The following is a 26,040-nucleotide window of genomic DNA, read 5'->3' as shown; positions in this document are numbered from 1 at the left end:
TTAAATTTCTAACCTATAAAAACGTACATTTCAAACAACAAGAAAGCGCTTACTATAAATTCGTAAATAATACTTATTAACGACAAACATATATACTAATTTTTCCATTACATTATGATACATCTTATCATCATAAACTAAAGGAAACAACGAGCTTTTTTTGTCATGTTTTGACTAAAAAAAGCAGGTGATTTCTCATCACCTGCTTTTTTTCCTACTCATTCAATAAATAATGCTTTCCTTTTACTAAATAAAAGACATTTTCAGCAATATTTGTAATATGATCTGCTACACGCTCAATATATCTCGCGACAAATGATAATTGTGTAATTTGCGTAATTGCTTCTGGTTGTTCCGGAACTGAAGATATAAACTCACGAATTGCTTTTCCATATATTTCATCAACGGAATCATCCATTTCAGCAATTTGTTTCGCAAAAGTTAAATTTTCTTGTTCATATGCTTCTAACGCTAAATGCAACATCTCATTTGCAACCGCAAACATTTCATCTAGGTTGTGCAAACTAACAGCCACTTCTTTTTCCCCAAGACGAATTGTAGCCTTTGCAATATTAACAGCATGATCTGCAATGCGCTCTAAATCTGTCGCTGTTTTAATTGAAATAAAAATCCTTCTTAAGTCACTTGCTACAGGTTGCTGCTTCGTAATGAGCATAAGCGCAAGATCGTTTATTTCCTCTTCTAAATTATCCATGCGGTAATCACCATCAATGACCTCTAACGCTTTCTCTACATCTCTTGTATGCAGACCTTCCATAGCAATCAATAAAGCCGCATTTGCTAATTCTCCAAGCTCAATCACCTTTTGCTGTAACGCTTTTAAATCACCTTGAAACTGTTCTCTTACCATTTTTCTTCCCCCTCAATATTATGTGCCATTATATAAAAGTGAAACTTTAATCAACCCTCATCAATCGGGATTTGATAGGCAGCAAGATCCCCTCCCTAACTTCTTTGCTTTCGCTAAATTTTAAGGTGGGGGTCTTACTGCCCGCAAATAGCGGGGTAAATCTCCTACATAGCCTCTTACGCTTGTAATAAAACTTAAGATAAGGAGAAGTATTACTTCTTTATTAACAGTAAGATAAAATAAGAAATGCCCTCTGTTAAGAGGGCATTTGCTCTTAGCTTTGAAACGATATCAACCAAAGCGACCTGTAATATAATCTTCTGTACGCTTATCTGAAGGAGTCGTAAATAATTTGTTTGTATCTGTATACTCCACAACTTCCCCGCTTAAGAAGAAAGCTGTTTTGTCTGAAATACGCGCTGCTTGTTGCATATTATGCGTTACGATAACAATACTAAAATCTTTCTTTAGCTCTTGAATTAATTCTTCTACTTTTAATGTTGAAATTGGGTCTAATGCCGATGTTGGCTCATCCATTAAAATAACGTCTGGCTCAATAGCTAAGCAGCGTGCGATGCATAGACGCTGTTGCTGTCCACCAGATAAACCGTATGCATTATCGTGCAAACGATCTTTTAACTCATCCCAAATCGCTGCTCCACGTAAACTTTTTTCAACAATTTCATCTAATGTCTTTTTGTCACGAATACCATGGATTTTTGGACCGTATGTTACATTCTCATAAATAGATTTTGGAAATGGATTTGGCTTTTGGAACACCATTCCTACATGCGTTCTTAATTCTTCAACTGGATATGATTTATCAAATATATTGCGTTCTCTATACTCAATTACACCTGTAGTTCGAACGATCGGTACTAACTCTACCATGCGATTTAATGTTTTTAAGTAAGTTGATTTACCACAGCCACTTGGACCGATAATGGCTGTAACTTCATTCTCATGAATACTTAAATTAATATCTTTTAAAGCATGGTCTTCCCCGTACCATAAATTTAAATTTTTCGTATCAAATACTACCTTCTTTGGCGCAGTCTCGATTTTCTCTTCGTTTTTCACCTGTACATTTACTACTGTTGCTACCATTTGAATTCCCCTTTCATCCACTTCCAACTTATTTTCGATTTCGTAACCATAAAACAAATATATTGATAAATAGCAACAAACCTAACAAAACAATCATCCCAGCTGCTGCTACATACTGAAATTCTTCTTGTGGCCTACTCATCCAATTAAAAATTTGAATTGGTAGAACTGTAAATCTATCAAACATACTAAATGGAACATAATTTGCAAACGCAAGTGCCCCAATAACTAATAGTGGTGCAGCCTCTCCAATTGCTCTTGATATCGCTAACGTACAGCCCGTTATAATCCCTGGGAAAGCATATGGCAATACAATTTGATACATCGTTTGCCACTTCGTAGCACCTAATCCGTAAGAACCCTCTAATAAAACACTTGGTACTGATCGAATTGCTTCTTGACTCGCCACAACAACTGTTGGTAAAACGAGTAGACTCATCGTCAATGCTGCTGCAACTATACTCTCTCCTAAATGAAGAGCATATACAAAAATAGTTAAACCAAGCAATCCAAATACAACGGATGGTACTCCTGCCAACGTTTGATTATTAATCTCTATTATTTTTTTAAATAGAGATTCCTTCGCATATTGCTCTAAATAAAGTGCTGTTCCAACTCCAAATATAAAAGAAACAGGTATAACAATACTCATAAATAATATTGTCCCTGACAAAGCTGCAGCAATACCAGCTTCTTTCGGATTACGTGAAGCGAAATTTGTAAAGAAATCTATTGAAAGATACCTTATACCTTTTTCAACAATTTGAAACAGTAACAAAAACAAAATTACGATTGAAAATAAAATTGCTATATAAAATAACAATTTGTAAATTCGATCTTTTAAAAAGCGTGATGCCATATTTTTTTGTATTTTTTTATGATTCAACATTCGCATATTATGTCATCCTCCTAAAACGGCGCATAATTGACTGCGAAATGATGTTCATAATAAAGGTAAACAAAAATAACGTTGCGCCTACAGCATACATGCTGTAATACGTAATCGTTCCATGCGGAGCATCACCTAAACTTACTTGCACAATATAGGCTGTTAACGTTTGAATAGAATGTGTCGGATCAAGCGATACATTTGGTGTGGATCCTGCTGCAATTACAACGATCATCGTTTCACCAATTGCACGAGAAGCTGCTAATATAATTGCTGCCATAATCCCTGTAAAAGCGGACGGAAACACCACTTGTTTTACCATTTCAAACCGCGTCGCTCCGAGTGCTAATGAAGCTTCTTTCGTCCCTTTCGCCACAGCTCTCATCGCGTCTTCAGATAGAGATGCAATTGTAGGCATCATCATAAATCCGATAACGATTCCTGGACTAATCGCATTAAAAAACTGTAAATCTGGTATAATCCTTTGTAAAAGCGGTGTAACAACTGTTAATGCAAAAAAACCATATACAATTGTCGGGATACCTGCTAATAGCTCTAACATCGGCTTTAATATTTTCCGTGCACTATTTGAAGCATATTCGCTTAAAAATACGGCACACGCTAAACCGATAGGAATTGCTACAAACATAGCAATTGCTGTTACAAGGAACGTTCCACATATAAGTGGTAATATACCGAATTTAGGATCTTCAAAAAATGGTAACCATTCTTTCTCCGTTAAAAAGGAGTATAATGATATTTTTTGAAAAAACATGATTGTTTCATTAGAGAGCGTAAAAACAATTCCAAGTGTCGTCACAATAGAAACACTAGCAATTATTTTTAGTAATAAAGGCACTATTCGATTGATTCGCTGCGTTTTTTTTCTTTGTTTTGTATTTCTTTCAATCAAATGTTGTACAGAAAATGTAATTTGACTTTTGTCATTATGAGCCAAAGATGAAAACCCCTTTCCACCCTGACATTACCTTTTTATTTCTGTTAACATACGCAGCTGTTCATTGTATTTTTCTTTTCTTAATTTTACATATCCGACCTCTTCAGCGAGGTTACCGACATGCTGAATCATAAACTCAACATAGTTTGCTACATTCATTTTATTTCGGATAGATGCATTATTCACATAAGTAAGTAGCGGCCTAGATAACGGCTTATACTTACCTGATTGAATGGTCTCTTTCGTCGGAAATACACCATTTACTTTTATTGCTTTCACCTTATCTCGATTAGCCATATAATAAGCATATCCTACAAAAGCAATGGCATGTTTATCATTCATTACCCCTTGTATAATAACTTGATCATCTTCAGACAAAGAGACTTTTTTTACAATGCGATGATTTTGTAAGATGACATTTTGAAAATAATCATACGTACCAGAGTCTACGCCTGGTGCATAAAACTTCACTTGTTCACGTGGCCATGTTGAATGAATTTGTGACCATCGCTTCTCTCTTCCATCTTCACTCCAAAGTAGTCGTAACTCGTCTACTGACATATCGTCTACCCATGTATTATGGCGATTCACAACAATCGTAAGACCGTCGTTAGCAACCTCAAAAGGTGTGAACTGAATAGAGTTTTTCTTCATTTCATTTTTCTCGACTTGTTTCATTACTCTCGAAGCATTATTTATATCTACTTCTCCTTTACTGAAACGATTAAATCCTCCCCCAGTTCCAGAAATACTGATGGAAATTTTCACGTCTGGATGCACCTTTGTATATTCCTCCGCTACTGCTTCTATAATAGGAAAAACCGTTGAGGATCCATCAACTCTCACTTCTCCCGTATCATTTAAAGCAAATGCAGTAGACATTTCACAACAGAGGAACCATATTGATAATACGAAAACTTTAATCGGTGTACGCATCCATTTCACGTGTTCTTCCTCCTAGAAGTAACCGGAAATAACAGGATTACAGATATAAGAATACTGCTAAACTATTAATTCGGTTTTAATTGTTTGTAAAAGTTTTGTAAAGTTCCACAAAAATCAACATACGGTACAATTTTAATTCAGTAGTAGCTATTCATTTCCTCTGATGATTTCCCTATAAAATATTTATCCCCTATCCCACCATATACAAGTATCATTTATACGGCCGCGTTTTTTTCAATGTTGTATACTTGTCCACATTTATTACACGATATGCATAAACCATAAAAAAAAGCACACTATCTTTTCAGATAGTGTGCTTTTTTACAACTTTTTTATTCATCATCTTGCTCTTTATTTTTATTGTCTTTATCATCTTTTGGAGCTTCACCATTTACTTCTTTGTTTTTCAAATCAAAGTAAGCGTCCATAATTTCACGACCAATATATCCATTAATACCAGTCTTATCATCATGTACCCACGGAACGACAACAGAGAATGCTACTTCTGGATCTTCAAGTGGCGCATAACCTACTAATGTTAAGTTATATGTTTCCACACGTTCACCGTTTGCCTTTCTACCAATCTCTTTATCTCCGCCATACACAGTTTGCGCGGTACCTGTCTTCCCTGCCGCTTTATATTTTGCACCTGTAAAGTATTTTGTAGCTGTACCACCTGAATCATTATACACTTGTCTAAATCCTTCTTGAACACGTTTAATTTGCGATTCTGGCATATCAACACGATTTAATACTTTCGGTTCCATAGATTGAACAACTTTCCCAACTTCATCCGGTTTCACTGCCGGTTGACGAATTTCTTTTACAACTTGTGGTTGCATACGATATCCGCCATTGGCAATCGTCGAAATATATTGCGCTAATTGAAGCGGTGTATACGTATCATACTGTCCAATTGATAAATCTAGTAAGAAACCTGGTTGACTACTTCTACCCATCTGACCAGCAGATTCATTCGGTAAATCAATTCCTGTTTTTACACCAAGTCCAAACTGTCCGAAATAATAACGCATCGTATCAAATGCTTTTTGAGGTATATCTAACGTACCACCTCTCACATACTGAACACCGGCGATATTCATCGCTGTTTTAAACATATAAACGTTAGAAGACATTTTTAAAGCTGTCAGGTCATTAATGTATCCCATCGTTTTCCAAGACGACTTCGTAGGTGTACCTTTTAATTTAATTGGTTCATCCAATTGTACTGCCCCTGGTTGAATCGCACCAGTTTGATATCCAGTAAGTACTGTTGCACCTTTTACAGTTGATCCCATCGGATAAGAACTTGTCATGGTACCTAATGCAAAGTCATTTACTTTCGTTTGGCCATCTTCGTTAACTAATTGTTTCCCCGCCATAGATAAAACTTCACCATTTTTTGGGTTCATCATTACAACGAATGCGCGATCTAAAAGAGGTTCGCTTCCTTTAAACCTCATTAAATTCTTCGCAAGAATATCTTCCACGCGCTTTTGTAATTCCATATCAATTGTTAAGTTCAAGTCATTACCGCTTTGTCCTTTTGATACATTAATCGTTTCTAAAATATTACCGTTTTTATCTGTAACATTTCTAACTTCTGCTTTCGTACCGTGCAGACTATCTTCATACTGTTGTTCAAGATAACTTTTCCCTACTCGGTCATTTCGGTTATAATCACGAACAAGATAGTAATCTAGTCTTTCTCTCGGTAAACCTTCGTCAGAAGTTGTTACACCACCAAGTACACTTCGGAACAAATCACCATCATATGCATATTTTCGTTCCCAATCAACACTTGTATCTACTCCCGGTAATTGCGCTAAATTTTCACTAATAATCGCATATTCTTCATCTGTTGCATTTTTCTTAAGAACTTGAGGTGTCATTGCATATCCGCCATCCATCTTACTCTTAATCGCTAGTATTTCTAGATCTTTTGCGGATAATTGATTAATCTCTTCTTCTGTTACACGACTTCGCTGGCGCTCGTCTAATTCTTTATCATCAATTTTTTTATCTTTAAACTCTTGACGATCTTTATTCGTAATTTTTTCTTTAGCTTCCTCTTTATGCATAGCAAGCCAATAATCTTTTTTATCGCGATCCGTTAATTTATCTGTCGGTACTTCAATCAAATCTGCTAGCTTTTTCGCTGTTTCTAAGCGATCTTCTGCAGTTGATCCTTTCATTTTTGTAAATGTAATAGTACGAATGGCTGCATTATCTACTACAGGTCGCCCATAACGGTCAAATATTTTCCCACGCGGTACAGGATTACTTATCGTTGAGTTTTCTTTCTTCTCCACTTCATTCTTATATTCTTCACCGCGAACAATTTGTACATATCCGAGCCTTACAATAACAGCGGAGAACATTAAAAACACGCAGAAAAACAGCACGTTTAACCGAAAAGGAACGTGGGTCTTTTTCTTATTTTGCTTCTGCTTCTTGCTCATACAAACCCCCTCTACCAACAGCTATGTAATGTGAAAGGGACACCTTCATACAGGTGTCCTCACTGCTGTCTTACATCTTTTTCTATTCTAGCATAAAACAAACGAGAAGTTAACCTTCTGGTTCAGTTTGGTTTTGCGCGTTCCCTTGCGTTACAACACTTGCTTTACTCGCATTTCCCTCATCATATTTGACATTTTTAACTGCAAAATAAATAAGAAAATGTCCAGCACCTAAAATACATAATAAGTAAGGTAAACTTTTTTCAGGTGGAAAGAATAGTACAGCACATAAAAAACTTAAAATGGAACAGATTCTTCCGGCGTTTAACCATAGCTCCCGAACAACGACATATTCCACACGCCATTCTCTCGCATTTTTCGCTCTACCAATTACGTCATATGTCATTGATCCGTACGGAACAAGTAAAATAGGATATGCAATTGCAATACATGCCGCATAAATAAGTAATTTCGTGTATGTAACATTGAAAATAACTAAAAAGACGACAGCATATAAAATAATGCCTCCAAGTAAAATTGCTTTTTTTCGCCACTCCTTCTTTAACATACGAGCAACTAAGTAATAACATACAAAGGATACAGCAGAGTTCACTAAACTGTATTTCCCTAATGCAAACTCACTATTAGTTGCTAAATAAACATATACTGAAATGACAAAAATAAATGTTCCTTCTCTCAATCCTTGGAAAAAATGAGCTCGTGTAATCTTTCCCCAATTTTTATCAATCCGTCGTTCTTTCAATACTTGCACGATTTCATAACGCCCTTCACATTCTCTTTTAGATAAAAAGAAGCTTAAGACGACAGCAATTGCAAATAGAACTAATGAAAGAAAGAATATAACAGTATAGCCACTCCATTTCTCCATACGTGAAATTGTGTATCCTGCTGCTATTGGTCCAATCATTCCAGAGAAGGATGTAAGAAGTCCAAGAAACCCATTAAAGAAATCTCTTGTTTCTGGTTCTGTAATTTCAAATGTCAATAAGTTAAAAGCCAACCAGTAAAAACCGTATCCTACTCCTAAAAGAGCCCCCATTAATAAAATATACTGAGAAGCACTTTTCCCTGCTACTAAGACAACAATAAAAAAAATTGCGAGCGTCCCTACTCCTATTCGTAATAAAATCGAGCGATCGATACGTTTCGCTAATTTTCCCCCTACAAGAAATGTGAGAGGCTGTAATACCACGCTGGCTAAATTATACAAGCCAAGATTCACATAATTTTGTGTTTGTTTCCATAAATAAATATTTACAAACGTATTCGATAAAGAAATTGCGAGCGTGTATAAACCTCCTATAAGGAGTAATAACACTAAATCCCGATTCACTTCAACGTCACCAATTATATGTTTCCATTTCATACACAACTCTCCTTTACTTCATGTTCTAGTCTTCCAAAGACAAGCCCAATTATGTAAAAGGAAAGCATAGAAAAAAGCTAGGAGCTCTCCCCTAGCTTTTTCTATATTTATTACGATTATTTTGCTTCTTGGTAACGTTTTTCAGCAGCGTTCCAATCTACAACGTTCCAGAATGCGCCGATGTAGTCTGGACGACGGTTTTGGTAGTTTAAGTAGTAAGCATGCTCCCAAACATCTAAACCGATAACTGGAGTTTTACCTTCAGTTAAAGGAGAATCTTGGTTTGGAGTGCTTGTTACTTCTAACTCACCATTGTTTACTACTAACCAAGCCCAACCAGAACCGAAGCGAGTTGCGCCAGCTTTTGCGAATTCTTCTTTGAATGCATCGAAGCTACCGAATTTTGCTTCAATTGCAGTTGCAAGTTCACCTACAGGTTGTCCTCCGCCGTTTGGAGATAGGATTGTCCAGAAGAATGTATGGTTAGCATGTCCGCCACCATTGTTACGTACTGCTGTACGGATTGCTTCTGGTACTTCGTTTAAGTTTGCAACTAATTCTTCTACGCTTTTGTCAGCTAATTCTGCATGACCTTCTAAAGCAGCGTTTAAGTTTGTAATGTACGTGTTGTGATGTTTTGTATGATGGATGTTCATTGTTTCTTTGTCAAAGTGAGGCTCTAAAGCATCATACGCATAAGGTAAATTTGGTAATTCGTGTTTTGCCATTGTTATATTCCTCCCAGTTTATGTATTGCCACTTAAGTGACATACAACTTCATTCTACCCTAATTGCCATAGGGTGCAAACAAATAAATCACATTGTCTTGCTATCATTAAAGTAGCAAAATTCCCACTTCTTTTCAATTAAAATGCTCATATATTCCGTAAAAAAAGCTTCCTTCTACAAGGAAGCTTCCTGCTAACATAATAAACATGCGAAATGGATATGGACCCTGTAGGACTCGAACCTACGACCGGACGGTTATGAGCCGTCTGCTCTAACCAGCTGAGCTAAGGGTCCACAATTATGTATGTAACAACATATCAAATAGAGGAATTCCTATCGGATATGCTCTTTAAGAAATGTAAGATAAATTTACCATATAGAAAAGAAAAGTGTCAATTGTATTTTTCTTATTTAAAAGAAGAAAGTTAATAAAAGAAATTTAGTTATCTCCACTATATGTAAATATAATATATCTTGAGATTCTCTAGATTCCTACGTTACAATGATTTTATACATACATAAAGGAAGTGAATCTATGTCCATATTTACCCAATTCGTAAAAAGCATATACTCGCCTAAAGATATGGCGCTATTCCGTTTTCAAAAAATCGGTAAAACCATTTTGTATATTATGCTACTTTGCTTAATTACTACTATTCCAAGAACTTTTTTGTACGGTAGTTTTATCCAGGATGGTGTTGGCATGGTAAATCAAGTCATCGATAAAGATTTACCTGATTTTAAAATCGAAAATGGCGAACTAAAAGCCGATATTGATCAACCTATTGAAAAAGAAGAAGGAAATACACTTTTCGTATTTGATCCAAATTCAACAGACCTAGAAAAATATCAAAATAAAACAGGTTTATTTGTTTTAAAAGATAAAGTAGTCTCTATGGGAAATGGTCAAACACAAACGTATTCTTATAACGATTTGTTAGGTGCATCTCTTGAGAAAAAAGATCTACAAGAATTTATTTCTTTATTCGATAATATTTATCCAATTTTATTATTTGTTATTGGATTCTTAGTGTACCTATTCCAATTATTCATCACTTTTGTAGGCGTGACTTTACTTGCGTTCATCGGTTCTGCTATGAGCGGTCAACGTAAACTATCCTATAAACAAGTTTGGACACTAACTGCATACAGCTACACGATCCCAACCATTTTCTTCATGATTATGGATTTATTCAAAATCGTCGTACCTGGAGCAACGTTCATTTATATCGCTGTTGTTTTAATCGTTCTATACTTAACGATTAAAGAGGTACCCAAACCGAAAGAAAAATAAAAAATGCCTAAATAGGCATTTTTTTTTTGGACAAGCATATATTCCTAGCAAAGGAGTGAAGAATATGAAGAGATTAGGTATATTCCTATTCGTGCTTGTTCTCGGTTATATATTTTATTACGATATAAAAATCGGTACTTTACCGATGTTAAGTTCATATAAAAAAACAACTGCTGCTCAAACAATTAAAAAAGAAAACACAGACAGTCAACAAAATAAAGCGAACAAAACAGAAAAAGAAACGGATGTATCTTATAAAACAATTGAAGTAAAAACTGGTGAGACAGTTCTTTCTATTACAGAACAAATTAACAAGAAAAAAATTCCTTCCATAGAAAAAGTCATTGACGACTTTAAACAATTAAACAAAAGTACATCTGCTACAAAAATACAAATTGGAAAGTCTTATAAATTCCCGTTATATCAATAAGCTATCACTTAATCCTTGTCAATTACATAAAGGCGCTGATACAATAGTAAAAGTGAAACCGAGTACTTCGGTTTCTATAGCCCTATATCACGTATACTATCATTGATATGAGGGACTAAATAAGAAACTTCTTTTATAAGGAGAGCGATCTATTCGTGAATGAAATGACTCATCGTACAAAAACACGTCCAGTTAAAGTCGGTAATTTAACAATCGGCGGTAATAATGAATTAATTATACAAAGTATGACAACAACAAAAACACATGATGTTGAAGCAACAGTTGCTGAAATCAAGCGTTTAGAAGAAGCCGGCTGTCAAGTCGTCCGCGTCGCCGTTCCAGATGAACGCGCAGCAGATGCTATTGCTGATATAAAAAAACAAATCAACATTCCACTTGTTGCTGATATTCATTTTGATTATCGCCTTGCTTTAAAAGCAATTGAAGGTGGCATCGATAAAGTACGTATCAATCCAGGTAATATTGGTCGTCGCCATAAAGTAGAAGCTGTTGTAAATGCAGCAAAAGAGCGCGGTATTCCAATCCGTATCGGTGTAAACGCTGGTTCATTAGAGCGACACATTTTAGAAAAGTACGGGTACCCAACTGCAGATGGTATGGTTGAGAGCGCGCTACATCATATTAAAATTTTAGAGGACTTAGATTTCCACGATATTATCGTATCTATGAAAGCCTCTGATGTTAACTTAGCAATCGAGGCATACGAGAAAGCTGCTCGTGCTTTTGATTATCCATTACATTTAGGTATTACAGAATCTGGAACATTGTTTGCCGGAACTGTAAAAAGTGCTGCTGGTCTTGGAGCAATCTTAAATAAAGGCATCGGAAATACACTACGTATTTCATTAAGTGCTGATCCAGTTGAAGAAGTAAAAGTTGCTCGCGAATTATTAAAATCATTCGGTCTTGCGTCTAATGCAGCAACACTTATCTCTTGTCCAACTTGTGGTCGTATTGAAATCGATTTAATTAGCATTGCTAACGAAGTGGAAGAATACATCTCTACACTTCAAGTACCAATTAAAGTTGCAGTACTTGGTTGCGCTGTAAATGGCCCTGGTGAAGCTCGTGAAGCTGATATCGGTATTGCCGGTGCACGTGGAGAGGGATTATTATTCCGTAAAGGGCAAGTCGTTCGTAAAGTACCAGAAGAAACAATGGTAGAAGAACTGAAAAAAGAAATCGACGTAATTGCTGCTGAAATGGCTGCTGAACGAGAAAAAGAAAAAGAGACACAAGAACAATAAAAAGAAGGTTGCCACAATATTTGTGAGCAACCTTCTTTTCTACGTAAAAAAGCTCGTCAGTTACATAACCGACGAGCTTTTACTTTGCACATTTTGGACAACGACCATATATTTCAAACTTATGACCCGTTACTTCATAACCAGTAAAATCTTTATTCATAAAATCCATTGGGCAGGAAGTAATCTCTTTCGTCCCCCCACAATCCAAACAAATAAAATGATGATGATGTTCCATAATAGAACAAGTAAAACGAAAATGTTTTTCGCCATTTAATTCCGTTTGTTCTAAAACACCAATCTCAGCAAAAACTGTTAAGTTACGATAAATCGTATCAAAACTAAGCCCTGGATAATCGTCTTTCATATGTTCTAAAACGTCTTTCGCAGTTAAATAACGATTATGTGCTGCAAATAATCTGAGCATCTCTTCTCTTTTTCCAGTATGTTTATATCCTTTTTCTTTCATTAGGCGTAAAGCTTCTGTTAGATTCATACCTATCCCTACTTTATGCAGTTTTTTTCTTCTTCCATAAAATCGCACCGATTAAAATAAGAACTGCTATCATAACAATTGTACCACCTGGCGCTAGATCAAGTTGATACGAAGCAAACATTCCACCAATTACTGCAATTTCACCAAATAAAATGGAAAAGAAAATTGTTTGTTTAAATCCTTTAGCAATACGAATACTTGCTGCAACTGGTAATGTCATTAATGATGATACGAGAAGAACCCCCACTACACGCATTGATACTGCAATGACAAGAGCAACTAATATAATGAAAATAAAGTGAATCCATTTCGCTCTTAAACCAGTTGATACTGCGTATTCCTCATCAAATGATAATAGAAACAGCTCTTTATATAATAAAATAATTGTCGCAACAACAACAATTGCTACAATCCCAATAATAATTAAATCTGTACTTGTTACAGCACTGACACTACCAAATAAATAACTAAATAAGTCTGTGTTAAATCCATTTGCAAGTGAAATGAAAATAACTCCAACCCCCATCCCTGCCGAAAGGATAATTGGAATTGCTAATTCTTGATAGTGCTTATATACAGTTCGTAACTTTTCGATTAGTAGCGCTCCACCAATCGAGAAAATCATCCCCATATATAAGGGGTTTAAAAATCCACCTGTAAAAATGGTTTTTTCAAGTAATAAACTTGCTGCAATACCCGATAACGTCACGTGACTTAATGCATCCGCAATAAGAGATAAACGACGAATAACAACAAACACACCAATTAGCGGTGCAACAAGTCCAATTAAAATACCTGCGTATAAAGAATTACGTAAAAAGTCATATTGTAAAAAATCTTGTATCATTATATCCTCCCGTGATGCTCATGTTCGTGTTCTAAACGATGAACATGATGTCCATATAAGACGGACATTTCTGCATCTTCTAACTCTCGGAACTTCTCTACATTTCCATGGAAATGTAGATGTTGGTTTAGGCATGCAACATGTGTTACTTTTTCAGTAACAGCTCCCATATCATGAGTAACAAGAATTAATGTGATCCCGAGCCTTTTGTTTAAATCCTCTAATATTTCGTAAAAACTTTCCACATTTTTCACATCGATTCCAACAGTAGGCTCGTCCAAAATAAGCAATTCAGGATCACTAACGAGCGCACGAGCAATAAATACACGCTGTTGCTGTCCACCAGAAAGCTCTCCAATGTTACGACCTTGAAACTCACTCATCCCTACATCAGCAATTGCTTTTTCTACCTTTTTTTTATCCTCTTTTGTAAAAAAGCGAAAAAGCCCTTTTTTCGAAACAAGTCCCATTGAGACAACTTCAGAAACAGTTGCTGGAAAACCAGAATTGAAACTATTTGCCTTTTGGGATACATAACCAACTTTGTTCCATTCCTTAAACTTCTTACTATCAACGCCAAACACGCGTATGCTTCCTTCTTTTGGCTTTAAAACGCCTAATAAACACTTAAGTAAAGTTGATTTACCTGAACCATTCGGTCCCACTAAACCTAAAAAAGCTCCCTTCGGAACTTGCAAATTAATATTTTCTAACACATTCCGATCTTCATATCGGAATGTTAAACCTTCAATTTCTAATATATTATTCATAGCATCTCACCTATTTTAATTCAGAATGATTCCGATTTATATCTATTTGAATTATAGTACAGCTTATTATAGTTGTAAACCAATCTGCCTAAAATATATCTATTTTTTCAAGAAACCTTACTATTATAACAAAAAGCAGAGAAAAATTCTCTGCTTTCAAAAAATATTCCTATAAACTTTTAGTGAATAGCCGATTTAAACTTACCACCATTTGTCTCTTGCGTGCTCATAATCGTAACAAACGCATTTTCATCAATTTCATGCACAATTGACTTTAATTTCGTCACTTCTAGACGCGTTACAACTGCATAAATAACTTCTTTTTCTTTATCCGTGTAACCACCTTTTGCTACAAGCTTTGTCGTTCCACGGCCAAGACGATGCAAAATCGCGTTTGATACTTCCTCATATTGATCAGATACAATTAAAACCGCCTTCGTTTCATCTAGCCCTTGAATTACTGTATCGATTGTTTTAAATGCGATATAGTACGTCATAACAGAATACATCGCTTGTTCCACACCAAACACAAATGCTGCCCATGCAAAAATAAATAAGTTCACAAACATTACGAATTCACCAACAGAGAACGGTAGTTTCTTCGTTAATAAAATCCCCATAATTTCAGTTCCATCTAACGACCCACCATGACGAATTACAAGTCCTACACCAAGACCTAAAATAAGCCCACCAAACACTGTCGCTAAAATAGGTTCTGTTGTAAATGGTGGCACCGCATGTAACGTTGACTCAATGAAAGCTAACGCTACAATACCAAATGTCGAAGATAACATAAATGTTTTTCCAATTTGCTTATAACCGGAATACATAAATGGGATATTGAGAACAACGACTAAAGTAGAAAAACTTAACCACCAAATGTTAGGAGTAAGATAATCTAATATAAGAGAAATACCAATAATTCCACCATCAATAATTTTATTTGGCATTAAAAATAGTTCAATCGCCACCGCCGCGCATGCTGCTCCAAAAATAATCATAACTAAACGATAAATGAGATGAATAACACTTTCTTTTCGATGTTGCTTTTGCTCCATAAGCCCTCCCTGTACTCTTTTTCTGTAGTTTCGTCCTTATATTATAACATACGCTTCTTTTCCTCATGAAAAAAGAAACTCCATACGAATATGTACAAGCTACATGCTCATATATTTCGATAGAAGAACGCGTGAAGGAGGATAATAAGATGAACCTCATTAAACAAATTGTTAATAAAAAATTAAATCATATTTCTACAAAAGAGTTATTAAAATATAGCAAAGAATACGAAGTTCCTATTACAGCCGCACAAGCTGACCAAATCGTTTTACTTATGAAGGGTAAAAATATTAATATTTACGATAACAACGAGCGACTAGAGCTCTTAAAACAGATCGCAAAAGTAACTTCCCCTGCCACTGCCCAACAAGTAAATACATTATTTCAGCAACTACTAAAATAAGGAGGGGATTTCCCCTCCTTATTGCGCTTTAATTTTTTCAAGAAGCCCTTCATCAAAAGTGCCGTTTTTCAGCATTTCGATTTCCAATTTATATGGTGGCTTCTTATCTTTTTTATCTTCCCCTACATACGGTGTTTCAAGAATTTTTGGTACATGCATTAACTGTGGATGATGTACAATGTGATGCAATGCTTTATACCCAATGTGACCAAATCCAATGTTTTCATGACGGTCTTTTCCTGCTCCGCGTACATTTTTACTATCATTAATATGAAGTACTTGTAAACGATCTATACCAACGATCTTATCAAATTCGTTTAATACGCCGTCAAAGTCATTTACAATATCATATCCTGCATCGTGCGTATGACACGTATCAAAGCATACGGATAGCTTTTCATTATATTTTACACCATCAATAATCTTTGCAATTTCTTCAAAGCTACGACCGCATTCTGTTCCTTTTCCTGCCATCGTCTCTAACGCAATGTTAACCGTCTGTTCTGGCGTTAACACTTCATTAAGCCCTTTAATAATTTGTTGAATACCAGCATCTGCTCCAGCACCAACGTGCGCTCCTGGGTGAAGAACAATTTGTTTCGCTACACCTAATGCCGATGTTCTTTCAATTTCCATGCGAAGAAAGTCTACGCCTAATTGGAATGTTTCTGGCTTCGTCGTATTCCCAACATTAATAATATACGGCGCATGGACGATAATTTCCTCAATTCCGTTCAGCTCCATATGTTTTCTTCCTGCTTCTATGTTCAATTCTTCAATTGGTTTTCTTCGTGTATTTTGCGGTGCACCTGTATAAATCATAAACGTTGTTGCACCGTATGAAACAGCCTCTTCACTTGCTGCTAATAACATTTTCTTACCACTCATAGAAACATGAGATCCAATCTTTAACATACAATCACCTCTTCAATATACAATAGATATAATGATAGCATAATTTGTAGAAATATGTAGTGAATTGTTTGTTCACAAAAGACGCACTACACAAATTCATATGACTATTTAGACAGACTATACTCTTCATTTAAATTAGCGGGATTAAAAAAAGATAAGGGAAACCCCTTATCTTTTTTTATTGCTATATTTTCTCTTCACTTTGTCACGTTCTGTTGCAAGTTTACGTTTATAGTTTGGTTTTACTTTTTTCGGTTTTTTAATAACTTTCGTTGCCATAACATCAAGTTCGTCATTTGGTTTTTTACGGCTCTTACGACGACGACGCTCACCTAAATCTGCCCACTCATCTCCACGTAAATCTACATGTTTAAACTCGATATGACGTTGTTTTTCTAAGCTATCTAACGCTTCTTCGTTTGCTGGATCATAAATCGTCACTGCAATACCAGAATGCCCCGCACGTGCTGTTCTTCCAACGCGGTGAACGAAGAAATCTAAATCTGATGGTAGCTCATAGTTAATAACATGGCTAATCCCTTCAATATCAATACCACGTGCTGCTAAATCAGTCGCAACAATATATTGGAATTCAAGGTCACGAATTTGTTTCATCATTTTTTTACGATCACGTGGTGATAAATCCCCATGAATTCGTCCAACTTTTAAGCCACGTTCCATTAATCCATCAGCAACTTGGTCTGCCATCTTTTTCGTATTCGTGAAAACAACTGCTAAATACGGTTTAAATTGAAGTAGCATTTTATGCACTAAATCAATTTTATTACGATGTTTAGAAGGCACTAAATAGTGTTCAATGTTTCCAGCTGCAACTTGTTTTGGATTGATATGAATATGCTCTGGATTCTCCATATATTTCTTCAGAAACGGTTTTAGTTTTTGAGGAATTGTTGCAGAGAAAACTAACATTTGCAAGTTTTTAGGCATGCGTGCTGCAATTTTGTCTACATCATGAATGAATCCCATATCAAGCATTAAGTCTGCTTCATCGACAATAATCGTATTTGCTTTATGAACAAATAATGCTTGTTCTTCAACTAAGTCTTTAATACGTCCTGGTGTCCCAACTACGATATGAGGTTGTTTTTTCAATTTCTCAATTGAACGTTGTTTATCAGTTCCACCAATTAAACAACGTGCTGTAATCATTTGGTCTTCCGCACAAAACTTTGTTAATTTCACGATTTCTTCGTAAATTTGTTGTGCTAACTCACGAGTAGGCGCTGTAATAACAAGTTGTACTTCTTCACGACTTGCATTAATTCTGTTTAATGTAGGAAGTAAGTATGCATGTGTTTTCCCAGAACCTGTTTGGGATTGTCCAATTACACTTACACCTTTTTTCACGACTGGGAAAATTTTCTGCTGAATTCCTGTCGGCTCTGTAAAGCGTAGTTCACGAACTGCATCTATTAAAAATGGTTTAAAATCATACTGTGTAAAAGTTTGTTGTGTCATAAGTTACACCTTCTTTCTAAAATTTCTACTGCGCGCACAAATCAGTCAAGTCTACATTATATCGAAATCTACAAGTAAAATCCATCTTTAGTTTAGGTTTTCACTTCAAAAACTAACCTTCTTCCCTTTTATTGCATATTGTATGTGTATATACCTAACTGAAGAAAGGAGGATTTCTCACATGTTTCCGAAATCCCCTACAAGGCAAATGTATCCGAATCCAGGGCAGCAACCTTATACACCATATCCAATTCCACAACTACCACCAATGGCACAAAAAAAGAAAGGTTTTCTTGCTAAGCTTTTTAAAAAACACGATCCAACCGAGCCTTTTATGCAAATGGTTCCACCTTACCGACAAATGGAAGGGCAACCGATGATGCATCAGCAACCACCACCGCCCCAATATCAACAGCAATATCCGCAGCAATACCAACAACAATATCCGCAGCAACATCCACAATATCAACCATACATGCAGCAATATCCTGAGCAAATGATACCGCCTCAAATGTATGAATCAACTGAAACGCGCGGGGGCACAACTACAGCTGCGGCAACAGCAAGCAGTGGCATCGGCAGTTTTTTTTCGAACTTAATTTCAAATCCAACTAATATGATAAATAACATCGAAAAAGTATCCCAAGTCGTTCAATCTGTAGGTCCTGTCGTCGAACAGTACGGTCCTATTATGCGTAGTCTACCAAGCATTGTTAAAATCCTCACCTCTGGAAAAAGCACGGAAGAAAATCAAACGGAAAATGTAACAGAGCCAGTTGAAGTAGAAAGTCCGCCTCCTGCACCTCAAAAAAAGAAACGAAAACGAAAGAAAATAGTGATTGAACCTGTAATAGAAAAAGAGTTACCGAAAGAACCAGTTCAACAAACAGCAACAAAACCAAAACTATATGTGTAACAATCCTTTGTTTTCTATCCACTCCTCCTTTATAATGTAAAAGACTATGCACAAAAGTATCCCTTGTTTAGAAGGAGAGGATTACTCATATGAAAATTGTTAAAATTTCCCCTCGTGGTTATTGCTACGGTGTTGTCGATGCAATGGTAATTGCACGTAACGCCGCATTAGATAAATCATTGCCGAGACCCATTTATATTTTAGGTATGATTGTTCACAATAAACATGTTACAGACGCTTTTGAAGAAGATGGAATCATCACATTAGACGGTCCAAGTCGCTTAGAAATTTTAGATAAAATTGATTCTGGTACTGTTATTTTCACTGCACACGGTGTTTCTCCAGAAGTTAAACAACGCGCAAAAGAAAAAGGTTTAACAACAATCGATGCTACTTGCCCAGATGTTACCAAGACGCATGACCTTATCGAAGCTAAGAAAGCGGAAGGGTATCATGTCATTTATATCGGTAAAAAAAATCATCCAGAGCCAGAAGGCGCAGTTGGTATTGCACCTGACATCGTTCACCTTATCGAAAGAGCCGATGATTTAAAAACATTAGAAATCCCAACAGATAAAATTTTAGTAACAAATCAAACAACGATGAGTCAATGGGATGTTCAACATTTAATGGAGGACATTCAAAAAAAATTCCCAACAGCAGAATTCCATAAAGAAATTTGTTTAGCAACTCAAGTTCGCCAAGAAGCTGTCGCTAAACAAGCTGATGTTGCAGACTTAACAATTGTTGTTGGTGATCCGAAAAGTAACAATTCAAATCGCTTAGCACAAGTATCACAAGAAATCGCGGGTACAAAAGCATATCGAGTTGCTGATGTAAGCGAAATTCAATTAGAGTGGCTACAAGGTGTAGAAAACGTAGCTGTTACAGCAGGTGCTTCTACTCCAACGCCAATTACGAAAGAAGTTATCGCTTTCTTAGAGCAATATAACCCAATGAATCCCGCTACATGGGAAAGAGTTCGAAAAGTACCGTTACAAAAAATATTACCTCGCGTGAAAGTGAAAAAAGAACAATAATAAAAACCGTTGCTTGCATGAGCAACGGTTTTTATTTTTCTTATACAAATATAAATGGATCTGTATGTAACTGCGAAGCATGAATGTGTACATTGAGTTTCTTTGCATCCACTTTTTCTTGTAATTGCTTTTGTACACCTTGTTTCATTACTTTTTCAACATTATGTCCTGGGTCAACTATATTTAAACCGAGCATCATCGCATCATGAGCAACATGATAGTACATGTCACCAGTTACATATACATCTGCTCCTTTAAATTTCGCTTGGTTTATATATTTATTACCATCTCCACCAAGTACAGCTACTTTACGCACTTTATCGTCTAACTTACCGACAACTCTTGCGCCCTTCACGTCTAATGATTGTTTCACATGTTCTGCAAATTGACCAAGCGTCATTTCTTCTTGTAAGTATCCTATTTTTCCTAGGCCTAACGTTTCACCTTTATTATCAAGCGGATACACATCGTATGCTACTTCTTCATAAGGGTGCGCCGTTACCATTGCTTTAATCACTTTCCGCTGTAATGAAGCTGGAATAATCGTTTCGATTCGCACTTCTTCTACACGTTCTAACTGTCCAGTTTCCCCGATATAAGGATTTGTCCCCTCTTGAGGTACAAATGTGCCTGTACCCTCGCTACTAAACGTACAGTGGCTATAATTGCCGATATGACCAGCACCTGCGTCTCCTAATGCATTCCTTACTTCTTCTGCATGAGTGACTGGCACAAACACAACAACTTTTTTCATTTCTTCTGCATATGTCGGTGCCAAAACTTCTGTATTTTGCAATCCTAACGCCTCAGCAAGTAAATCATTTACCCCGCCCTTAGCAACATCCACATTTGTATGCGCTGCATAGATTGCAATATCATTTTTAATACACTTTTCAATAATTTTCCCATACGCCTTATCTGTATGAATCGCTTTTAACGGGTTAAAAATTAAAGGATGATGAGCAATAATGACATTTGCCCCTAATTGAATTGCTTCATCCACAACTTCTTCCGTTACATCTAACGCAATCAATACGTGCCGCACGGGTTTATTAAGCGCTCCAATCTGCAGTCCAATCTTATCTCCTTCCATCGCCAAATGCTTCGGATACATACTTTCAAATAAAGAAATAATTTCATGGCCATTTGGAATTTTACTCATGATAAAACCTCCCCTATCATTTTCATTTTCGCTTCTACTTCCCCACGCTTCGCCTTTGTTTCTTCAGAATCAGCCGCACGTTCTAACTGTTTTAAAATATTTTGGAAGTTTTTTAATTCTCCTTCCCATTTTTCAACGAAGGCTTCACTTTTTTCTGTTATTAAAAATGGTCCCATAAACAATTCAGCTTGTTTATTTTCAGAGTAAGGCGCTGCAACATTTCCTCGCTCCCCTACTAAAATTTCGTAAATTTTCCCATCTTCTTTTACGATTTTTTCATGGATAAGCTCCCAACCATTCTCAATAAACCATTCACGAATATGATGCGCTGCAATATTAGGCTGTAAAATTAAACGTGTTACACCTTCTAATTTTTCTTTACCACTTTCTAAAATGTCACGAATTAACGCTCCGCCCATTCCGGCAACCGTAATTACATCTACTTCTCCTGGTGCGATAACAGCTAATCCATTCCCTTTACGCACATCTACTTTATCTTGTAAACCACTTTCAGCTACAGTTGCTTGCGCAGAGCGAAATGGTCCATCTACAACCTCTCCTGCAACTGCTTTTGTAGCAATATTATTTATAATTGTATAACACGGTAAATACGCATGATCCGATCCAATATCAGCGACTGTAGATCCTACTGGTATTTCACGTACAACTTCTTCTAATCGTTTTGAAAGCTTTACTTCATTCATGTATTTCCATTACTCCTTCTCTTGTCAGTCTGTCTCCATGATAATGAATTTATAGTAGTTGTTGCAAGCCCATAACAACAATTCACTGCTCTATCATTCATCGTATTTTAGAAAATATAGAAAAACAAGCCCTTTGCATAAGCAAAAGGCTTGTCATACGGAACTTTATTTTTTCTTCGATAACCAATCAGCTACTTTAGCGGCTTGATCAGCTGGAACTATATTGGCAGGCATATTGCCTTTTCCTTTCGAAAGAATTTCTTTAATTTCATCCTTTGAAAGTTTCCCACCAATTTTTTGCAAGTTAGGTCCAACTGCCCCTTGTAACTGATCACCATGGCAGCTCGTACAGCTTTGCTTCACAATATCTTCTGGTTTTGATGCCGTTTGTGCTGGCTTCCCGCCATTTTTTGCATCAGCTAACTCTTTAGATTTATTTAGCCCCTGAAATGAAAATACAAACATAACGATAATACCCAATGCTGCAATAAGAGCGAACGGAATCAGCGGATTACGTTTCATATCTCTTCTCCCCCCTCTATACCCCTAAATAGTTAGATGATTCAGTCATTTCCATTGTACTTGAAAACGCTCTATCAGAAAAGAGTAAACTACCACTTGTTAAAAATATTCCATAAATTCAGTTTATTGTTTTTTATTGTCATATCGCTTATTATTTCGATAATTATTAACGTTTCTCATCATATTTTTCGCTTTTCTACATATATTTTTGTATAGAATAAACAAAATTAATCGAAAAATCGAAAAATGAGCATTTGCAAATCAAAAGACAATTCTGTAAAATAAATTACAAGAAATTGTAATCGTTGCCGATAGCTAAATTTTAACAAAAATTAACAAAATAAAAAAGTTTACTTCACAATGGTGAAGTAAACTTAAAAAATAACCTATTCTAAGAAATCCTTAAGACGCTTACTACGGCTTGGATGTCTTAATTTGCGAAGTGCTTTTGCTTCAATTTGACGGATACGCTCTCTCGTTACGCCAAATACTTTCCCAACTTCTTCAAGCGTACGAGTTCGTCCATCATCTAAACCGAAACGAAGACGTAGAACATTTTCTTCACGATCTGTTAGCGTATCTAACACATCTTCTAATTGTTCTTTTAGCAATTCATAGGCTGCATGGTCCGCAGGCGATGTTGCTTCTTGGTCTTCAATAAAGTCACCTAAATGGGAGTCATCTTCTTCACCAATTGGTGTTTCAAGAGAAACTGGCTCCTGTGCAATTTTTAAGATTTCACGTACTTTTTCTGGAGCAAGATCCATTTCTTCACCAATCTCTTCAGGAGACGGTTCACGACCTAAATCTTGTAATAATTGGCGTTGTACACGAATTAACTTGTTAATCGTTTCAACCATATGGACTGGAATACGAATTGTTCGCGCTTGGTCTGCAATGGCACGTGTAATAGCTTGGCGAATCCACCAAGTTGCATACGTACTAAATTTGAAACCTTTACGATAATCGAACTTTTCAACAGCTTTAATTAGACCCATATTACCTTCTTGAATTAAGTCTAAGAAAAGCATACCACGGCCTACATAGCGCTTTGCAATACTTACTACAAGACGTAAGTTTGCTTCTGCAAGACGACGTTTTGCTTCTTCATCGCCTTCTTCAATACGCGTTGCAAGTCGAATTTCTTCTTCTGCAGATAGTAAGTCTACACGACCAATTTCTTTTAAATACATACGAACAGGATCGTTGATTTTAACCCCTGGTGGTACACTTAAATCATTGAGGTCAAACTCTTCTTCTGTTTTTGAAATTTGGCGATTATTAGGGCCTTCTTCGTTGTCATTATCACCAACTAAGTCAATGCCTTGTTCACCTAAATATTCATAGTATTCATCCATTTGATCGGATTCAATTTCAAATCCATTCATGCGTTCTGCAATCTCTTCATATGTAAGAACGCCACGTTTTTTTCCGAGCTCAGTGAGTTGTTCTTTCACTTGCTCAAGGGTCATTTCAGTTTCAATTTGTTTAGAACGAGCTGGTTTGTCAGCCATCTGTTCCCCTCCTTACGCGAGATACAAACATTCATTATACTAAAACTTTATCAAAAAAGCTATTTTCTCGCTTTTTGATTTTGTAAATATGCTACATAATATTTAGCAGCCTCTACAGGATCTGTTTTTTCCATTTGTTTCACTTTAAAGATGATCTCCATCTTTTCAAGTTTTTCCTGATGCCGCCTAAGCGTCTCCAAATGGCCTTGTAACACTTCTTCTGTGTATTCTGGATTAATAAATTCATCCGTCGAAATATCAGTGATAATATTTTTCAACTTTTCATCAGAGAGCCAACTTAAAAATGTTCCGACTGAAGGTTCATTTCCCTTTTCATAATATGCGTATAGTTCATATAAAATCCCTTTATGTTCTTCTGTATGAAAATCTTCTATATGGGATTCCATACGAACAGCTACTTCTGCACTTTGCAACATATGGTAAATAATTTCTCTTTCCGCTCTTTCAAAACCTGTTAACTTCGGTTTTGTTTGAACGACTTGAGACGGTTTAGCAACCTGCTTTATTTGTTTTTGCTGTACCTTTTGTTCTTTGCGATATTGGTGCAATTGATTCAAAAGTGTTTCCATTGAATACGAAAATTCTTGCGATAATGACTTCAAATATGACTCTGCCTGCATCGCATCTTGTAACAACGATAACTCTTTTAAAACACTTTTCACATATTCTTCTTTGCCAGACTCATCTTGCAAATTTTTCCCTAAACGCAAATAATTTATTTTAAAACCAACAAAACTCACACTTGATTTCACAAGATTTTCAAAAGCGGTAGTCCCATATTGTTGCACATATTCATCAGGATCAAGCTTATCTGGCAAGGATGTGACTTTCACTTGGCAACCAACTTTTAGCAATAATTGCCCTGCTTTCATCGTCGCTTCTCGCCCTGCTTTATCACCATCATAGCAAAGAACAACAGTTTCAACGTTACGTCGCAGAAGTTTTGCTTGTTCTTCAGTTAAAGCTGTTCCCATTGTCGCAACAGCTTCTTCCACACCACTTTTTACCGCAGCTAGTACATCGGCATATCCTTCAAAAAGAACCACTTGCCCACGCTTTCTAATAAACGGTCTTGCTTGGTGGAAGTTATACAACAATTTACTTTTGTGAAAAATCGGTGTTTCAGGGCTATTTAAATATTTCGGAGTGTCATCCCCTAACGCCCTTCCACTAAACGCTATCACCTTACCTTGTAACGTATAGATCGGGAACATAACTCTTCCACGGAAGCGATCGTAATGACTACCATCCTTCTCACTTCTTATTAGAAGGCCAGCTTGTTCCATACTAGACAGCGATAAACCTCTTTTTTGTAAAATTTTCGTCGCCGCATCCCAAGCAGGTGATGCATAACCAATTTCAAACTTCTCAATCATCTCTTTCGTAATACCACGGTTTAATAAATATGAAAGTGCTTCATTTCCCTCTTCCGTATTTACTAATAAATGATGATAATACTTTTTCAATAATTCATGAGCTTGTTGCATGATGACAGTGTCATCAGATATGTCTTCTTGTTGTCCTTGTCCTGATGTGTACTCTGCAACCGCAATTCCATTTCTTTCGCCTAGCTTTTGAACAGCCTCGGTAAAAGCCAGTCCTTCCATTTTCATTAGAAAGGAAAATACATTTCCACCTTCTCCACATCCGAAGCAATGAAAAATTTGCTTATCAGATGAAACAGAGAATGAAGGAGAATTCTCACCATGAAATGGACAAAGGCCGAAATAGTTACGCCCCTGTTTTCTAAGTTGAACGTATTCACCAATGACTTCTACAATATCGGATGATGTCCGAATCTGTTCAACAACTTCTTCGGGAATTCTGTTCCCCATAACTCCATCTCCGTGTCGTA

Annotated in this window: 25 protein-coding genes and 1 tRNA gene; 6 read left to right on the top strand and 20 right to left on the bottom strand. The window is 36.3% G+C overall.

Features of this window, described 5'->3' with window-relative positions:
* Nucleotides 1-214: 214 nt before the first annotated feature.
* From phoU to IQ781_RS21530, 9 genes are all read right to left on the bottom strand, one after another.
* Nucleotides 215-871 (bottom strand): phosphate signaling complex protein PhoU, encoded by a 657-nt coding sequence (gene phoU / locus IQ781_RS21570; protein WP_000251240.1) that lies wholly within the window; start codon nt 869-871, stop codon nt 215-217.
* Between the two features lie 291 nt (nt 872-1,162).
* The gene (gene pstB / locus IQ781_RS21565) at nt 1,163-1,978 is read right to left on the bottom strand and encodes a phosphate ABC transporter ATP-binding protein (RefSeq protein ID WP_000226686.1); all 816 of its coding nucleotides are present in this window, start codon (nt 1,976-1,978) and stop codon (nt 1,163-1,165) included.
* Nucleotides 1,979-2,006: 28 nt separating this feature from the next.
* Nucleotides 2,007-2,873, bottom strand: coding sequence for a phosphate ABC transporter permease PstA (pstA, locus tag IQ781_RS21560; RefSeq protein ID WP_088362565.1), 867 nt, complete (start codon nt 2,871-2,873; stop codon nt 2,007-2,009).
* A gap of 1 nt (nt 2,874) precedes the next feature.
* Nucleotides 2,875-3,825: a phosphate ABC transporter permease subunit PstC gene (gene pstC / locus IQ781_RS21555; RefSeq protein ID WP_000940918.1), complete on the bottom strand. Its 951-nt coding sequence runs from the start codon at nt 3,823-3,825 to the stop codon at nt 2,875-2,877.
* Nucleotides 3,826-3,852: 27 nt separating this feature from the next.
* Entirely contained in the window at nt 3,853-4,770 is a 918-nt protein-coding gene (locus IQ781_RS21550) for a PstS family phosphate ABC transporter substrate-binding protein (RefSeq protein ID WP_065382012.1), read from the bottom strand.
* A gap of 332 nt (nt 4,771-5,102) precedes the next feature.
* Nucleotides 5,103-7,232, bottom strand: coding sequence for a peptidoglycan D,D-transpeptidase FtsI family protein (locus IQ781_RS21545; RefSeq protein WP_000038987.1), 2,130 nt, complete (start codon nt 7,230-7,232; stop codon nt 5,103-5,105).
* Nucleotides 7,233-7,341: 109 nt separating this feature from the next.
* Nucleotides 7,342-8,619 (bottom strand): MFS transporter, encoded by a 1,278-nt coding sequence (locus IQ781_RS21540; RefSeq protein WP_000871384.1) that lies wholly within the window; start codon nt 8,617-8,619, stop codon nt 7,342-7,344.
* A gap of 116 nt (nt 8,620-8,735) precedes the next feature.
* Nucleotides 8,736-9,347: a superoxide dismutase [Mn] gene (gene sodA / locus IQ781_RS21535; RefSeq protein ID WP_001052031.1), complete on the bottom strand. Its 612-nt coding sequence runs from the start codon at nt 9,345-9,347 to the stop codon at nt 8,736-8,738.
* Nucleotides 9,348-9,568: 221 nt separating this feature from the next.
* Nucleotides 9,569-9,642 (bottom strand) — tRNA-Ile (locus IQ781_RS21530).
* A gap of 241 nt (nt 9,643-9,883) precedes the next feature.
* Here IQ781_RS21530 and yqgB point away from each other — a divergent pair.
* From yqgB to ispG, 3 genes are all read left to right on the top strand, one after another.
* Nucleotides 9,884-10,642 carry a protein YqgB gene (yqgB, locus tag IQ781_RS21525; RefSeq protein ID WP_000021898.1) on the top strand — a complete coding sequence of 253 codons (759 nt, stop codon included), beginning with the start codon at nt 9,884-9,886 and terminating at the stop codon, nt 10,640-10,642.
* Nucleotides 10,643-10,706: 64 nt separating this feature from the next.
* Nucleotides 10,707-11,072, top strand: coding sequence for a protein YqfZ (yqfZ, locus tag IQ781_RS21520; protein WP_000825414.1), 366 nt, complete (start codon nt 10,707-10,709; stop codon nt 11,070-11,072).
* Nucleotides 11,073-11,236: 164 nt separating this feature from the next.
* The gene (gene ispG / locus IQ781_RS21515) at nt 11,237-12,340 is read left to right on the top strand and encodes a flavodoxin-dependent (E)-4-hydroxy-3-methylbut-2-enyl-diphosphate synthase (RefSeq protein ID WP_153577907.1); all 1,104 of its coding nucleotides are present in this window, start codon (nt 11,237-11,239) and stop codon (nt 12,338-12,340) included.
* A gap of 79 nt (nt 12,341-12,419) precedes the next feature.
* Here the strand turns inward: ispG and IQ781_RS21510 are convergent, their stop codons facing one another.
* The 4 genes from IQ781_RS21510 to IQ781_RS21495 all read right to left on the bottom strand — a co-directional run bounded on the left by IQ781_RS21510 (nt 12,420) and on the right by IQ781_RS21495 (nt 15,508).
* Nucleotides 12,420-12,833 (bottom strand): Fur family transcriptional regulator, encoded by a 414-nt coding sequence (locus IQ781_RS21510; RefSeq protein WP_001054516.1) that lies wholly within the window; start codon nt 12,831-12,833, stop codon nt 12,420-12,422.
* A gap of 13 nt (nt 12,834-12,846) precedes the next feature.
* The gene (locus IQ781_RS21505; RefSeq protein WP_000613815.1) at nt 12,847-13,680 is read right to left on the bottom strand and encodes a metal ABC transporter permease; all 834 of its coding nucleotides are present in this window, start codon (nt 13,678-13,680) and stop codon (nt 12,847-12,849) included.
* Nucleotides 13,680-14,450 carry a metal ABC transporter ATP-binding protein gene (locus IQ781_RS21500; protein ID WP_001059662.1) on the bottom strand — a complete coding sequence of 257 codons (771 nt, stop codon included), beginning with the start codon at nt 14,448-14,450 and terminating at the stop codon, nt 13,680-13,682. The genes IQ781_RS21505 and IQ781_RS21500 overlap by 1 nt, the downstream gene beginning before the upstream one ends.
* Nucleotides 14,451-14,629: 179 nt before the next feature.
* On the bottom strand, nt 14,630-15,508 hold the full coding sequence (locus IQ781_RS21495; RefSeq protein ID WP_000435963.1) for a YitT family protein: 879 nt from the start codon (nt 15,506-15,508) through the stop codon (nt 14,630-14,632).
* Between the two features lie 149 nt (nt 15,509-15,657).
* On the opposite strand from IQ781_RS21495, the gene IQ781_RS21490 reads away from it, so the two are divergent.
* On the top strand, nt 15,658-15,912 hold the full coding sequence (locus IQ781_RS21490) for a DUF2624 domain-containing protein (RefSeq protein ID WP_001048954.1): 255 nt from the start codon (nt 15,658-15,660) through the stop codon (nt 15,910-15,912).
* 18 nt (nt 15,913-15,930) lie between these two features.
* Here the strand turns inward: IQ781_RS21490 and IQ781_RS21485 are convergent, their stop codons facing one another.
* Both IQ781_RS21485 and IQ781_RS21480 read right to left on the bottom strand, forming a co-directional pair.
* Nucleotides 15,931-16,827: a deoxyribonuclease IV gene (locus IQ781_RS21485; protein WP_000912460.1), complete on the bottom strand. Its 897-nt coding sequence runs from the start codon at nt 16,825-16,827 to the stop codon at nt 15,931-15,933.
* Nucleotides 16,828-16,995: 168 nt separating this feature from the next.
* A complete protein-coding gene (locus IQ781_RS21480; RefSeq protein ID WP_000194017.1) occupies nt 16,996-18,306 on the bottom strand; it encodes a DEAD/DEAH box helicase in 1,311 nt (436 codons plus the stop codon).
* Nucleotides 18,307-18,487: 181 nt separating this feature from the next.
* On the opposite strand from IQ781_RS21480, the gene IQ781_RS21475 reads away from it, so the two are divergent.
* Nucleotides 18,488-19,222: a YqfQ family protein gene (locus IQ781_RS21475; RefSeq protein WP_000484167.1), complete on the top strand. Its 735-nt coding sequence runs from the start codon at nt 18,488-18,490 to the stop codon at nt 19,220-19,222.
* 89 nt (nt 19,223-19,311) lie between these two features.
* The gene (locus IQ781_RS21470) at nt 19,312-20,262 is read left to right on the top strand and encodes a 4-hydroxy-3-methylbut-2-enyl diphosphate reductase (RefSeq protein ID WP_000706662.1); all 951 of its coding nucleotides are present in this window, start codon (nt 19,312-19,314) and stop codon (nt 20,260-20,262) included.
* 40 nt (nt 20,263-20,302) lie between these two features.
* On the opposite strand, the gene IQ781_RS21465 is transcribed toward IQ781_RS21470, so the two are convergent.
* From IQ781_RS21465 to dnaG, 5 genes are all read right to left on the bottom strand, one after another.
* Nucleotides 20,303-21,424, bottom strand: a complete 1,122-nt coding sequence (locus IQ781_RS21465; RefSeq protein ID WP_000036243.1) for a Nif3-like dinuclear metal center hexameric protein — start codon at nt 21,422-21,424, stop codon at nt 20,303-20,305.
* Entirely contained in the window at nt 21,421-22,128 is a 708-nt protein-coding gene (locus IQ781_RS21460) for a tRNA (adenine(22)-N(1))-methyltransferase (RefSeq protein ID WP_001006542.1), read from the bottom strand. Before IQ781_RS21460 ends, IQ781_RS21465 begins: the two co-directional genes overlap by 4 nt.
* 165 nt (nt 22,129-22,293) lie before the next feature.
* A complete protein-coding gene (gene cccA / locus IQ781_RS21455) occupies nt 22,294-22,650 on the bottom strand; it encodes a cytochrome c550 (protein ID WP_000828141.1) in 357 nt (118 codons plus the stop codon).
* Nucleotides 22,651-23,036: 386 nt separating this feature from the next.
* Nucleotides 23,037-24,164, bottom strand: coding sequence for an RNA polymerase sigma factor RpoD (rpoD, locus tag IQ781_RS21450; RefSeq protein WP_000764065.1), 1,128 nt, complete (start codon nt 24,162-24,164; stop codon nt 23,037-23,039).
* A 59-nt stretch (nt 24,165-24,223) separates the two neighbouring features.
* The gene (gene dnaG / locus IQ781_RS21445) at nt 24,224-26,020 is read right to left on the bottom strand and encodes a DNA primase (RefSeq protein ID WP_000528221.1); all 1,797 of its coding nucleotides are present in this window, start codon (nt 26,018-26,020) and stop codon (nt 24,224-24,226) included.
* Between the last annotated feature and the right edge of the window lie 20 nt (nt 26,021-26,040).

It is taken from the genome of Bacillus sp. N447-1, assembly GCF_022701035.1.
Classification (GTDB): Bacteria; Bacillota; Bacilli; order Bacillales; family Bacillaceae_G; genus Bacillus_A; species Bacillus_A cereus.
Note: the sequence above shows the minus strand (reverse complement) of the source record. Positions and strands in the feature narration are given on the sequence as shown.